The following is a 12,656-nucleotide window of genomic DNA, read 5'->3' on the forward strand; positions in this document are numbered from 1 at the left end:
TCATCAAGCAAGTGTGACTGCCATCACTCCGTGCCGTGGAGGCATGCCAATGTGCTTGCTACCATCCGCCGCCCAATACAGAGCCGGTCGACTAGGCAGACCACAAATGCAAGGAGTCAGCATGAAAAAGACCACTTTGGCCATTGCCATCCCTCTCTCCATTGTCGGCGTCTCCGTTGTCGGTGCCTGGTACACCGGCTCTCAGGTTGAACAGCACCTGCAGGTCGGTATCGACCAGGCTAACGCCTCGCTGCAGGAGCAGGTGCCGTATCTCAATCCCCGGGTGCAACTGGTCGAGTTCGAGAGGGGCTTTTTCTCCAGCCGGGCTCGCTACAGCTTCAGTTTTTCTCCTGAGCCCGATGCGGAGCCGCTAACGCTGGAGGTCAGCGATGACCTCGAGCATGGTCCGTTCCCATTGTCGCGACTGGCCGCAGGCCAGATCTCCCCTGTGATGGCGCAGAGCCATTTCCGTTTGCAGCAGAGCGCGTTGACCGCGCCGCTGTTCGAGGCTGCCGGCGGCAAGCCACCGCTTACTGGTGAAGCGACTGTGCACTACGACCAGAGCCAGAGCGCTCGCATCGACCTGGCGTCGCTGAGCTACGGCAGCCCCGAAGGAACCTTGCGTACTTCCCCGGCCAGTCTGACCATCAGCGTTTCCAGCGATCGCAAGCGCATCGGCTTCAGCGGGCAACTGGCAGAGTTCGATTTTGCCGAGACTGGCTATGATCAGCCGGTTAGCATGCAACTGCGAGACCTGAGACTGCAGGCTGACAAGCAGGAAAATGCCAACGGTTTTGCCTTGGGGCCGAGCTCGGTGATGATCAGGCGCATGCTGATCCAGCCATCTGCACAGATGCAGGTCGAACTGCAGGACGCGGTGATCGAGGAGGCCCTGACCCAGAACGGCGACAACCTCGATCAAAGCCTTGCCTATCGCATTGACCGGCTTCGGGTGCAGGAGCAGGACATCGGCAGTGTGAAGCTGGCCCTCAGTGTCCGTCATCTGGAGCAGACTGCGCTCAGGGAGCTCGAAGTTGCCTATAACCAACTGGTGCTGGGTGCCTTGGGGGATGAGGAGCCGGGCAGCGACACCGGGGAAAAGTTCAAGCGGCTGATCCTTGCCCTGCTGGAGGGCGGCCCGATGCTGGCTCTGGACGAGTTTTCGCTGAATACCGCCAACGGCCAGGGCAAGGTCGTGCTGACCTTCAGTCTGCGCAAGCCGGCAGATAACGTCGTGACTCCGGACGAAATGGTGCAGAGTGCGCTGGCCTCGCTACAGGCCGATTACCGGTTGGACAAGGCGCTGATCGGCGATCTGATCACGCTTCAAGGCACCCTGGAAGGCGCGGCTGCTGGTGTCGACCCACAGGATATTGCCATGCAGGCGCAGATGATGACCGAGATGTTCAGCGGTATGGCGCTGGCATCGCAGTGGGTCGTGGAAGATGGCGATGCACTGCGCGGCTCACTGAGTTACGCCGACGGCAAGGTGACCTTCAACGGCAGGCCCATGAGTGTGGACGAGTTTCTGACCTTTGCCATGAGCGGTGTTCAGGGCCCGGTAGGGCTGGAGGACAGCAGCGAGTTGGAGCAATACGATCCGGAATGATCCGGCCTGTTTGTAGACGCCCGCCTGATGCGGGCGCTTGCCTTTCTAGGCGTCGTAGCGCATCAGGTATTCCGCCTCTGCGGTCGCCGCGTCGAGTTGTCGGGCGATCACCACAAAACCCCGTCGGCGATAGAACTCCACGCTAGGCTGGTTGCGCTGGTACACCGTCAGGCTCAGCGGTGTACAGCGTGCCTTGGCGTGTTCCAGCAGTTGTCCGCCGTAGCCGCGGCCCTGCGCCTCGGGACTGACGAACAGCGCCGCCAGGCGCTCGCCGACCAGCGCATAGAACCCTTTTACCTCGTGATTCTGCTCGCCAACGTACACTTCGGCCGATGGCAGGTAGAGATTGCGCATGGCCTCCAGTTGTCCGAGCCAGAATGTCTCATCGATGAAGTCATGGGCCTTGATCGAAGCCTGCAGCCATAGGTCGAGGATGGTGTCGGTGTCGTGCTCGGTGGTGGGGCGGATAAGCATGGAAGTCCTGGCGTCGGCAAAAACGCGCGCCAGCTTAGCGCCAAGGGCGCCTCGCGTCAGCCGTGTTGGCTGCCGGGAAGCCGTATGGCGGCCTCCCGGGATCTCTCCAGGTTCAGCGACGGGCGCCGCGTACCCCTTCGGCCAGTTCGCGGCACAGGCCGAGCACGCCGTCGATGGCCTGCTGCGGGCTCTGCGCCTCGGCGATCTTGTCGATCAGCGCCGAGCCGACCACCGCGCCTTCGGCGCGCTTGGCCACTTCGGCAGCATGGGCCGGGGTGCGGATGCCGAAGCCGATGCACACCGGCAGATCGGTATGGCGACGCAGACGCGCCACCGCTTCCTCGACATGCTCCATGGTCGCCGCACCGGCGCCGGTGACACCCGCCACCGACACGTAGTAGACGAAACCGGAGCTGCCGGCCAGCACGGTCGGCAGGCGCTCGTCGTCGGTGGTCGGGGTGGTCAGGCGGATGAAGTCGATGCCTGCGCTCTGCGCGGGCTCGCACAGCTCATCGTTGTGCTCCGGCGGCAGGTCGACCACGATCAGTCCGTCGACACCGGCAGCCTTGGCATCGGCGATGAAGCGCTCCACGCCGTAGACGAAGATCGGGTTGTAGTAGCCCATCAGCACCAGCGGCGTGCTCTGGTTACCCGTACGGAACTCGCGAACCATCTGCAGGGTTTTCTGCATGTTCTGCCTGCCATCCAGCGCGCGGATGTTGGCGAGCTGGATGGCCGGGCCGTCGGCCATCGGATCGGTGAACGGCATGCCCAGCTCGATCACATCGGCACCGGCTTCCGGCAGGCCCTTGAGGATGCTCAGCGAGGTGGCGTAGTCGGGGTCGCCGGCGGTGACGAAGGTCACCAGCGCGGCGCGGTTTTCCGCTTTCAGTTCGGCGAAACGGTTCTGCAGGCGGCTCATGCGTGTTTCTCCTGTTCGCCCATGTGGTGCATCACGGTCTGCATGTCCTTGTCGCCACGACCGGACAGGTTGACCACCATCAGATGGTTCCTCGGCAGCTTCGGTGCGCGCTTGAAGGCTTCAGCCAGTGCGTGGGCACTTTCCAGGGCCGGGATGATGCCCTCCAGGCGGCAGCAGTCGTGGAAGGCTTCGAGGGCTTCGTCATCGCTGATCGGCACGTATTCGACGCGCTTGATTTCATGCAGCCAGGCATGTTCCGGGCCTACGCCCGGGTAGTCGAGGCCGGCGGAAATCGAGTGGGCGTCGATGATCTGGCCGTCGCCATCCTGCAGCAGGAAGGTACGGTTGCCGTGCAGCACGCCCGGCGTGCCGCCGGTCATGCTTGCCGCATGCTTGCCAGTGTCGATGCCGTGACCGGCGGCTTCGACGCCGACGATCTGCACGCCTTGGTCATCGAGGAAGGGGTGGAACAGGCCGATGGCGTTGGAGCCGCCGCCGATGCAGGCCACCAGCGAGTCGGGCAGGCGCCCTTCCTTCTCGAGGATCTGCTCGCGTACTTCGTTGCCGATCACCGACTGGAAGTCGCGCACCATGGCCGGGTACGGGTGCGGGCCGGCGGCAGTGCCGATCAGGTAGAAGGTGTTGTGGACGTTGGTCACCCAGTCGCGCAGGGCCTCGTTCATGGCGTCCTTGAGGGTGCCGGTGCCGGCGGTGACCGGGATCACCTCGGCGCCGAGCAGCTTCATGCGAAAGACGTTGGCCTGCTGGCGGTCGATGTCGGTGGTGCCCATGTACACCACGCACTGCATGCCGAAGCGCGCGGCCACGGTGGCGGTGGCCACGCCGTGCATGCCGGCGCCGGTCTCGGCGATGATGCGCTGCTTGCCCATGCGCTTGGCCAGGAGGATCTGGCCGATGCAGTTGTTGATCTTGTGCGCGCCGGTGTGGTTCAGGTCTTCGCGCTTGAGGTAGATCTTCGCTCCGCCTAAGTGTTCGGAAAGTCGCTCGGCGTAGTACAGCGGGCTGGCGCGGCCGATGTAGTCGCGCTGGAAGTAGGCCAGTTCTTCGAGGAAGGCCGGATCGCTCTTGGCCTTCTCGTATTCGGCGGCCAGCGAGTTGATCAGCGGCATCAGGGTTTCGGCGACGAATTGACCGCCGAAGCGGCCGAACAGGCCACGGGCATCGGGGCCGGTGCGAAACGAATTCTGTGAACCAGACATGGCGGATATCCGTTGGTGGGTCAGACGATGGGGCCAGTGTAAGGTGGGCAGGCGCCATTAAAAACCGATAATTTTGCGCGTATATGTGATTTTTTCTGACATATTGATCGCATGAAGAGATTCTGAAGTCCTGAAATTCCGGCGTTGACGAGTGTTTTATTGCTTCGGCTGGGCATCTGGATTATGTCTTGTGCTCACAAATCGAAAAGCCGTTCGATGCTTGTTGATGACCTGGCTGGCGGTTACCGGCGGTTTTCTTTCACCCTTGCAGGATTTCCCATGAGTCGCGACCTGCTTCCACTCAATGCTCTGCGAGCCTTCGATGCCGCAGCGCGGTTGCAGAGCATCAGCCGTGCCGCCGAGGAACTGCATGTGACCCACGGCGCGGTAAGCCGGCAAATCCGTCAGTTGGAACTGCGGCTTGGCCTGGCACTGTTCGAGAAGGATGGCCGGGGCATCCGCCTGACTGCGGCCGGCCTGCGCCTGCGCGATGCTACCAGCGAGGCTTTCGAGCGCCTGCGCGAAACCTGCGCTACGCTGCGCCGCGAAACCGAGGAGCGCCCTTTCGTGCTTGGCTGTCCGGGCAGCCTGCTGGCGCGCTGGTTTATCCCACGGCTCGACCGCCTGCAGCGAGAGCTGCCGGAGCTACGTCTACAGCTCTCGACCCGCCAGGGCGAACTGGATCCACGCAGCACCGAAGTGGATGCCACCCTGCATTTTGCCGAACCGCCCTGGCCGGCCGACATGCAGGTATTCGAGCTGGCCACTGAGCGGATCGGTCCGGTACTCAGCCCGCACTACGGCAACCATGCACAACTGCTGAGGGCTGCGCCTGAGGCGTTGTACGACGAGCAACTGCTGCACACCACCTCGCGCCCCCAGGCCTGGCCGCAGTGGGCCAGCGCCCAGGGCCTGTCACCGCAGCGACTGCATCAGGGCCAGGGTTTCGAGCACCTTTACTATCTGCTGGAGGCGGCAGTCGCCGGGCTCGGCGTGGCCATTGCCCCGCAACTGCTGGTGGCCGACGACCTGGCCAACGGCCGTCTGCTTGCGCCCTGGGGCTTTATCGAGACACCAGGCCGACTGGCTCTCTGGGCCGGCCAGACCGACCGGCGCAGCGAACAACTGGCGGACTGGCTGCGGAACGAGTTGGCTTAGCCCCGTTGACCGGATCGAAGGCGCTATGACTTCGACCCTTTATGCCTCGGCAGCTTGTGCAAACTATTGGGAAACCGCCGAAGACGCCCGTGGTGCCTGGATCGGGCCTGCGCGGAGGCGAGGTTATCCATGGCGCGCTGCGCAGGGAGTTGCCAGGGTGGCTAGTCGGCCCACTGCCGCCCATGGCGCTCGAGCAGGTGCTGCAATTGCTCCGGGCCGTCGCTGCCGGCTGGGTAGGGTTTCGGGTTCTGGTAGTACTGATGCCAACCCTGCAGGATCGGATCCACCCATTGCCAGGCCGCTTCCACCTCGTCGCGGCGCATGAACAGTGTCGAGTCGCCTTCGATCACGTCCAGCAGCAGGCGTTCGTATGCATCCCAGCGGCGCTGCTGGCTGAAGGCGTTGGCCAGGTTCAGATCCAGCTCCACAGGTTTGAGGTGCATGCCCTTGCCCGGGTTTTTGGCCATCAGTTGCAGGCTGATACGCTCCTCCGGTTGCAGGCGGATCAGCAGCTGATTGGCCTCGCTGCCGTTGAACAGGCGATGTGGCACCGGTTTGAACTGGATGAGGATTTCCGAGGCTTTCCTGGCCAGGCGCTTGCCTGTACGCAGATAAAATGGCACGCCGGCCCAGCGCCAGTTGTCGATCTCTGCCTGCACGGCGACGAAGGTTTCGGTGTCGCTGTCGTTGTCGACATTCTTCTCGAAGTAATAGGCGGGCACGTCGTGACCGCCGATCTTGCCGGCGGTGTATTGGCCGCGCACGGTCTTGTCCTGTACATCGAGGCCGCTGATGGGTTTGAGCGCCTCAAGGATCTTCACTTTCTCGTTGCGCACGGACTCGGCGTCGAAGCGTACCGGCGCCTCCATGGCTACCAGACAGAGCAGTTGCAGCAGGTGGTTCTGCACCATGTCACGCATGGCGCCGGCCTGGTCGTAGTAGGCGCCGCGGTTCTCCACGCCGAGGGTCTCGCAGACGCTGATCTGCACGTGGTCGATGTGTCCGGCGCGCCATACCGGTTCGAACAGAGCATTGGCGAAGCGCAGGGCCATGAGGTTCTGTACGGTTTCCTTGCCCAGGTAGTGATCGATGCGGAACACGCGTGACTCATCGAATACCGCACCAATGGCGGCATTGATCGCTCGCGCTGATTCCAGCGAGTGGCCGATGGGCTTTTCCAGCACGATGCGTGCACGGGGGCCGGCCAGCCCGGCGTTGGCCAGGTGCGCGGCGATGTCCTGAAACAGGTTGGGTGCGGTGGCTAGGTAGTAGACCCGTACACGTTCCGGGTCACGTCCGATGCGTTGGGCCAGGCGGCCGAAGTCGGCACTTTGCGCGGCGTCCATGGGGAAGTAGTCGAGGCGTTCGGCAAAGCTGGCCCAGATGTCGCTGTTGAAGTCGGCGCGTGCTACCTGGGCTCGGCAATGACGTTCGGCCAGGGCCTGGTAGGCGCTGCGACTGTGATTACTGCGAGCCAGAGAGAGGATGCGCATGTCGCGGTGCAGGCGACCTTCTCGGTGCAGGTGATAGAGCGCGGGAAGCAGCTTGTGCAGAGCCAGGTCGCCCGTGCCCCCGAAAACCAGCATGTCGCAGGAAATAGTCAAGGGAAACTCTCCAAATCGGTAGAGCAAGCCACGCCGATCTGCCTGTCTCCGGGAAGTGCCCCGGTAATGCGCGGCAGTAACGAAAATTGCCCGGTTCGCGCAGAGCGTCCGGCGTGAGAGTGCTCTCGCAATGCCTTGCGGCTCCTCCGGCGCGCCTTGCCGTGCAGCGTCTTACGCTTCTGCTTGCGAGGCTCTTGTCAGTAAGTTGGTTACCGCTAACAAGAACCGGTTCATGCAGACAGACAAGCCGTGTAGTATAACTACAAACGCACTACGGTAAGCGCACGACGGCAAGCCGTCCGAGCAGGGCCTGGCAAGGCTCCTAGTAGAACCTTTTAGCATAGAGCCTATCTCCGTGAATCTGTTGCAACACATCGCTCAGTCGCGCAACCTGCTGCGCAAGTCCGAACTCAAGGTGGCCGATCACGTCCTGCTCGATCCGGCTTCGGTCATGCACAGTTCTATGGCTGAGCTGGCCCATGGTGTTGGCGTTAGCGAACCGACCATCGTGCGCTTTTGCCGGGCCATTGGTTGTAGCGGCTTTCAGGATCTCAAGCTGAAGCTTGCCCAGAGCCTGGCCGCCGGGGCAAGTTTTGGCCAGTTCGCCATTCACGAAGACGACTCGGTCACCGACTTCAGCCTGAAAATCTTTGACACCACTCTGCATACCCTGATGGAGGTGCGCGAGAAACTCGATCCGGCGGCGTTGGAGCGGGCCATTACCGCCTGTGCCCAGGCGCAGCGTGTGGAGTTTTACGGTTTCGGCGCCTCCGGCGCGGTGGCTACCGATGCCCAGCACAAATTCTTCCGCCTGCTGCTCAATGCTGCCGCCTATTCCGATCCGCACATGCAGGCCATGAGCGCAGTGACGCTCAAGCCCGGTGACGTGGCCATCTGCATCTCCCAGTCCGGGCGTTCCAAGGATCTGCTTATCACAGCCAATCTGGTTCGCGAGGCTGGCGCCAACCTGATTACCCTGTGCCCGAGCCAGACGCCGCTGGCCGACCTGGCCACGGTCAACCTGGCCATCGACGTGCAGGAGGACACCGAGATCTACACCCCACTGACCTCGCGTATCGCCCACCTGGTGGTGATCGACGTGCTGGCCATGGGTGTGGCCATGGCGCGTGGGCCGAGCCTGGTCAACCACCTCAAGAGTGTCAAGCGCAGCCTGCGCAGTTTGCGTCTGTCACCCAAGTCGGTGCGCAGCAGCGAGGAGTAGCGGCTGTCGTCAGGTTGTCACGGAAGCGTCGTCGGGCCGTCATGCCAACGGACGATGCTGGAGGCTCCAGTCCTCGTTCCGGGAGAACCGACATGCCGCGTTACTTCGCTGAGCTGAATCTGCCTGCCCCGACTGACGCCAGTGCCCGTCGCAAGTTGCAGGAGCAAAGGCGGATGGCCTACCGCAAGGCCATTGAGCACTATGCCGAGCAACGTCGTCTGCAGCGTGATCTGGCCGACTTCCCCGAGCTGCACGAGCCGTCTAGGGCTGCCTGAGGTTTACCGGGACTGTGCCGATTTCGTCACGACGGCGGGGTAAATCGCTCAAGCGCCGGCGGGCGCAGCAGGCCACTGTAAAGGGCCATCCGCTAGGAGTTCGCCATGCCCCGCCTGACGCTCGACCAGGCCCATCGACTGGCCGCCGACATCCTCCGCCATGCCGGCTTCAGTGAGGCCTTCGCCCAGGCCATCGCCGCCACCGTGACCGCCGGCGAGCGCGATGGCTGCAAGTCCCACGGCCTGTGGCGCCTGCTCGGCATCGTGCGCACCCTCAAGGCTGGCAAGGCGGTGGCCGACGCCGAGCCGGAGGTGATCGACCAGGCGCCGTCGCTGGTGCGGGTCGATGCCCGTGGCGGCTTCTCCCAGCTGGCCTTCGCCGCCGGCCTGCCGCTGCTGGCCGACAAGGCCCGGCGCAACGGCATCGCCGCCATGGCGATCAATCGCTGCGTGCACTTCTCCGCGCTGTGGGCGGAAATGGAGGCGATCACCGAGCTGGGCCTGGTGGCGCTGGCGTGCAACCCGACCCAGGCCTACGTGGCGCCCACCGGCGGCAGCCGCCCGCTGTTCGGCACCAATCCCATCGCCTTCGGCTGGCCGCGGGCCGGTGGCCATCCCTTCGTCTTCGACTTCGCCACCAGCGCCGTGGCCCGTGGCGAGATCGAGCTGCACCGCCGCTCCGGCGAGCCGCTACCGGCCGGCTGGGGCGTGGACCGCAACGGCCAGTCGTGCAGCGATGCCGCCGAGGTGCTTGACCACGGCGCCATGCTGACCTTCGGCGGGCACAAGGGCTCGGCCCTGTCGGCGATGATCGAGCTGATCGCCGGGCCGCTGATCGGCGACCTGACCAGCGTCGAGTCCGGCGCCTTCGACGAGGGCCACAACGCCCTGCCGTACCACGGCGAGCTGATCATCGCGCTGGCCCCGCAGCGCTTCCTCGGCGAGCAGGCCGAGCAGCACCTGGCCCGCGCCGAGGCGCTGTTCGAGGCGATCCAGGGGCAGGGTGCGCGGCTGCCGTCGCAACGCCGCTATGCGGCCCGGGCGAAGAGCCTGGTCGACGGTGTGGAGATCGACGACGGCCTGTACTGCGACCTCAAGGCTCTGCTGACCTAGGCTTTCTCCAGCTCCAGGGGCTGTACCACCAGCAGCTCCACCTGGCCGCGCCGGCAGTTGCGCACGCTCTGCGGGGCCGTCGCCTCGCCCGGCTCGCAGTCGTCCTGCAGGCGGCAGCGGGGACGGCAGGAACGGGCAGTCCACCGGCCCGCTGCAGGGCATGGCGTCGTGGGGCGAGGACGCCGGCGTACTGCTGTTTGGCGACGCTCTGTTCGTCCCGGCACGGCGGGACGGGCGCCCGCAGTGAGCCGGTAGCAGCGCACTCAAGGCCGGAGGAAGGGCAAAAAACCCCGGCGAACCGGGGCTGAGGGAGAGAAGCGCTGGTGTCTGAGCCGACACAATTTGTGTTTCAGGCCAGTGCTTCTCGCGTGGTCACGCCGTCAACCAGGCGGGCGATGCCCAGAGGGTTGGCGTTCTTCAGGGGATCGGGGAGCAGTTCGTCCGGGCAGTTCTGGTAGCACACCGGGCGCAGGAAGCGATCGATGGCCAGGCTGCCGACCGAGGTGCCGCGGGCGTCCGAGGTGGCCGGGTAGGGGCCGCCGTGGACCATCGCGTCGCACACTTCCACGCCGGTCGGGTAGCCGTTGAACAGCACCCGGCCGACCTTCTGCTCGAGCAGCGGCAGCAGGTCGCCATGGGCTTGCAGATCGGCCGGCTCGGCGGTCAGGGTGGCGGTGAGCTGGCCGCGCAGGCCGCCCAGGGCACGGATCAGCTCGGCCTTGTCGGCTACTTCGATGACCACGGTGACCGGACCGAACACTTCTTCCTGGAGCAGCTCGTCACCTTCCAGCAGCAGCGAGACATCGGCCTGGAACAGCTGCGGGCGGGCCTGGCGGCCTTCCTGCGGCTGGCCGGCCAGGTGCTTCACCCCCGGATGGGCGTGCAGTGCGGAGATGCCGCGCTCGTAGCTCTTCAGGGTGCCGGCGTTGAGCATGGTCTGCGCCGGGCGCTGGCCGATCTCGGCGATCAGGTTGGCGACGAACAGGCTGAAGGCCGGCGAGGCGATGCCGATGACCAGGCCGGGGTTGGTGCAGAACTGGCCGCAGCCGAGCACCACCGAGTCGGCCAGCTCGCGGGCGATCTTCTCGCCGCGCGCCTCGAGGGCGGCGGGCAGCATCAGCACCGGGTTGATCGAGCTCATCTCGGCGAACACCGGGATCGGATGCGGGCGCGCGGCAGCCATGTCGCACAGGGCGCGACCACCCTTCAGCGAGCCGGTGAAGCCGACCGCCTGGATCGCCGGGTGCTTGACCAGCCACTCGCCGACGCTTCCGCCGTAGACCATGTTGAACACGCCCGCGGGCATGCCGGTGGCCTCGGCGGCGCGGATGATGGCCTGGGCCACCAGCTCGGCGGTGACCATGTGGCCGCTATGGGCCTTGAACACCACCGGGCAACCGGCGGCGAAGGCCGCGGCGGTGTCACCGCCGGCGGTGGAGAAGGCCAGCGGGAAGTTGCTGGCGCCGAACACGGCGACCGGGCCGACGCCGGTGCGGTACTGGCGCAGGTCCGGGCGCGGCAGCGGCTGGCGCTCGGGCAGGGCGCGGTCGATGCGCGCGCCGAGGAAGTCGCCGCGGCGCAGGACCTTGGCGAACAGGCGCATCTGGCCGCTGGTGCGGCCGCGTTCGCCCTGGATGCGCGCGGTCGGCAGGGCGGTCTCGCGGCAAACCAGCTGGACGAAGTCGTCGCCGAGGCCGTCGATTTCGTTGGCGATGGCGTCGAGGAACTGCGCGCGGCGCTCCGGGCTCAGGGCGCGGAAGGCCGGGTAGGCGGCTTCGGCGGCGCGGGCGGCGGCGTCCACCTCGGCCTCGGTGGCCTGGTGGAAACTGTAGGGCAGGGCCTCGCCAGTGGTGGCGTCGAGGCTCTGCAGCAGGGTCTCGCCTGCAGCGCTGCGGCCGCCGGCGATGAAATTGTGGCCAGTGATGGCGGACATGGTGAACTCCTGTCGGGGGCCGGTGAACGGTTCAGCGGGGCCGGCCGGGTGCGCTGGGGGCACCCGGCCGTGGCGCGGCGGTCAGGCCAGGCCGTTCTCGGCGGACCAGTTGGCGAACCACTGACGGAACAGCTTGTACTGGGTCTCGGCGTAGTTGCGCTGGGCGTCGCTGAGCACGTCGGTCTCGTTGAAGTGCAGGCTGTACTCCTGATCGCCGTTCAGCACCATCAGGTACTTGTAGTAGAGGACCAGGTCGCAGCCTTCGTCGAAGGACGACAGCACGTCCAGCGCCTCGGACAGCTCGTGGGCGCGACGGCGGGCCACGGCGTCGCCCTTGGCGGCCTGCTTGCTCAGCTCGACCAGCAGCAGCACTTCGCGCGGCAGCACGTTGCCGATGCCGGTGATGGCACCGGTGGCACCGCAGTTGACGAAGCCGTGCATGACCTGGGTGTCGACACCGGCCATGAGGATCACTTCGTCGTCCTGGGAGGTGATGTGCTCGGCGGCGTAGCGCATGTCGGCGGCACCGCCGAACTCCTTGAAGCCGATCAGGTTGGAGTACTTGCGACGCAGCTTGAAGAACAGGTCGGCGCGGGTGGCGAAGCCGTAGTACGGGCTGTTGTAGATCACCGCCGGCAGCTTCGGAGCGGCTTCCAGGATGGCCGAGAAGTGGGCTTCCTGGGCGGCCAGCGAGGCGCCACGGGACAGTACGCGGGGGATGACCATCAGGCCGTGGGCGCCGACCTTGGCGGCGTGGGCGGCATGGGATACCGCTTCGCGGGTGTTCACCGCACCGGTGCCGACGATGGTCGGGATGCCGGCGGCGACCAGGCGGGCAACACCTTCCTGGCGCTCGGCTTCGGTGAGCAGCGGCCAGTCGCCCATGGAACCGCAGTAGACCACGGCGCTCATGCCGGCCTCGATCAGCTGCTTGCCCTTGCGTACCAGGGCGTCGAAGTCCGGCTTGCGGTCCGGCGTACAGGGGGTCATCAGGGCCGGGATGGTGCCGGTGAAGATGTTGCTGCTCATGGTTGCCTCCTAATGTATTGTATTTCGTATACGAAAATAACTGGCCGTATTCGGCCCGTTTCTCCAGGGCCGGCTGGGGCCCGCTTCATGACGCCGG

The 12,656-nt window shown here is 65.3% G+C and carries 11 protein-coding genes; 5 read left to right on the forward strand and 6 right to left on the reverse strand.

Going from position 1 to position 12,656, the window contains the following annotated elements:
* Positions 1-121: 121 nt before the first annotated feature.
* Positions 122-1,609 (forward strand): YdgA family protein, encoded by a 1,488-nt coding sequence (locus tag NCCP436_RS00690; RefSeq protein ID WP_220801870.1) that lies wholly within the window; start codon positions 122-124, stop codon positions 1,607-1,609.
* A 45-nt stretch (positions 1,610-1,654) separates the two neighbouring features.
* On the opposite strand, the gene NCCP436_RS00695 is transcribed toward NCCP436_RS00690, so the two are convergent.
* The 3 genes from NCCP436_RS00695 to trpB all read right to left on the reverse strand — a co-directional run bounded on the left by NCCP436_RS00695 (position 1,655) and on the right by trpB (position 4,225).
* Positions 1,655-2,083: an N-acetyltransferase gene (locus tag NCCP436_RS00695; RefSeq protein WP_220801871.1), complete on the reverse strand. Its 429-nt coding sequence runs from the start codon at positions 2,081-2,083 to the stop codon at positions 1,655-1,657.
* Positions 2,084-2,195: 112 nt separating this feature from the next.
* Positions 2,196-3,005, reverse strand: coding sequence for a tryptophan synthase subunit alpha (trpA, locus tag NCCP436_RS00700; protein ID WP_220801872.1), 810 nt, complete (start codon positions 3,003-3,005; stop codon positions 2,196-2,198).
* Positions 3,002-4,225 (reverse strand): tryptophan synthase subunit beta, encoded by a 1,224-nt coding sequence (gene trpB / locus NCCP436_RS00705; protein ID WP_220801873.1) that lies wholly within the window; start codon positions 4,223-4,225, stop codon positions 3,002-3,004. Before trpB ends, trpA begins: the two co-directional genes overlap by 4 nt.
* Before the next feature lie 279 nt (positions 4,226-4,504).
* On the opposite strand from trpB, the gene NCCP436_RS00710 reads away from it, so the two are divergent.
* On the forward strand, positions 4,505-5,383 hold the full coding sequence (locus NCCP436_RS00710) for a LysR family transcriptional regulator (protein WP_220801874.1): 879 nt from the start codon (positions 4,505-4,507) through the stop codon (positions 5,381-5,383).
* 161 nt (positions 5,384-5,544) lie between these two features.
* On the opposite strand, the gene zwf is transcribed toward NCCP436_RS00710, so the two are convergent.
* A complete protein-coding gene (zwf, locus tag NCCP436_RS00715) occupies positions 5,545-6,969 on the reverse strand; it encodes a glucose-6-phosphate dehydrogenase (RefSeq protein ID WP_220802122.1) in 1,425 nt (474 codons plus the stop codon).
* 373 nt (positions 6,970-7,342) lie between these two features.
* Here zwf and hexR point away from each other — a divergent pair, with 373 nt between their 5' ends.
* The 3 genes from hexR to NCCP436_RS00730 all read left to right on the forward strand — a co-directional run bounded on the left by hexR (position 7,343) and on the right by NCCP436_RS00730 (position 9,597).
* The gene (gene hexR / locus NCCP436_RS00720; protein WP_220801875.1) at positions 7,343-8,209 is read left to right on the forward strand and encodes a transcriptional regulator HexR; all 867 of its coding nucleotides are present in this window, start codon (positions 7,343-7,345) and stop codon (positions 8,207-8,209) included.
* A gap of 92 nt (positions 8,210-8,301) precedes the next feature.
* The gene (locus NCCP436_RS00725) at positions 8,302-8,484 is read left to right on the forward strand and encodes a PA3496 family putative envelope integrity protein (RefSeq protein WP_220801876.1); all 183 of its coding nucleotides are present in this window, start codon (positions 8,302-8,304) and stop codon (positions 8,482-8,484) included.
* A gap of 105 nt (positions 8,485-8,589) precedes the next feature.
* On the forward strand, positions 8,590-9,597 hold the full coding sequence (locus tag NCCP436_RS00730) for an Ldh family oxidoreductase (RefSeq protein WP_220801877.1): 1,008 nt from the start codon (positions 8,590-8,592) through the stop codon (positions 9,595-9,597).
* A 349-nt stretch (positions 9,598-9,946) separates the two neighbouring features.
* Here the strand turns inward: NCCP436_RS00730 and NCCP436_RS00735 are convergent, their stop codons facing one another.
* Positions 9,947-11,530: an aldehyde dehydrogenase (NADP(+)) gene (locus NCCP436_RS00735; protein WP_220801878.1), complete on the reverse strand. Its 1,584-nt coding sequence runs from the start codon at positions 11,528-11,530 to the stop codon at positions 9,947-9,949.
* 81 nt (positions 11,531-11,611) lie between these two features.
* Positions 11,612-12,559: a dihydrodipicolinate synthase family protein gene (locus NCCP436_RS00740; protein WP_220801879.1), complete on the reverse strand. Its 948-nt coding sequence runs from the start codon at positions 12,557-12,559 to the stop codon at positions 11,612-11,614.
* Positions 12,560-12,656: the final 97 nt, after the last annotated feature.

Source organism: Pseudomonas sp. NCCP-436 (genome assembly GCF_019656335.1).
Taxonomy (GTDB): domain Bacteria; phylum Pseudomonadota; class Gammaproteobacteria; order Pseudomonadales; family Pseudomonadaceae; genus Aquipseudomonas.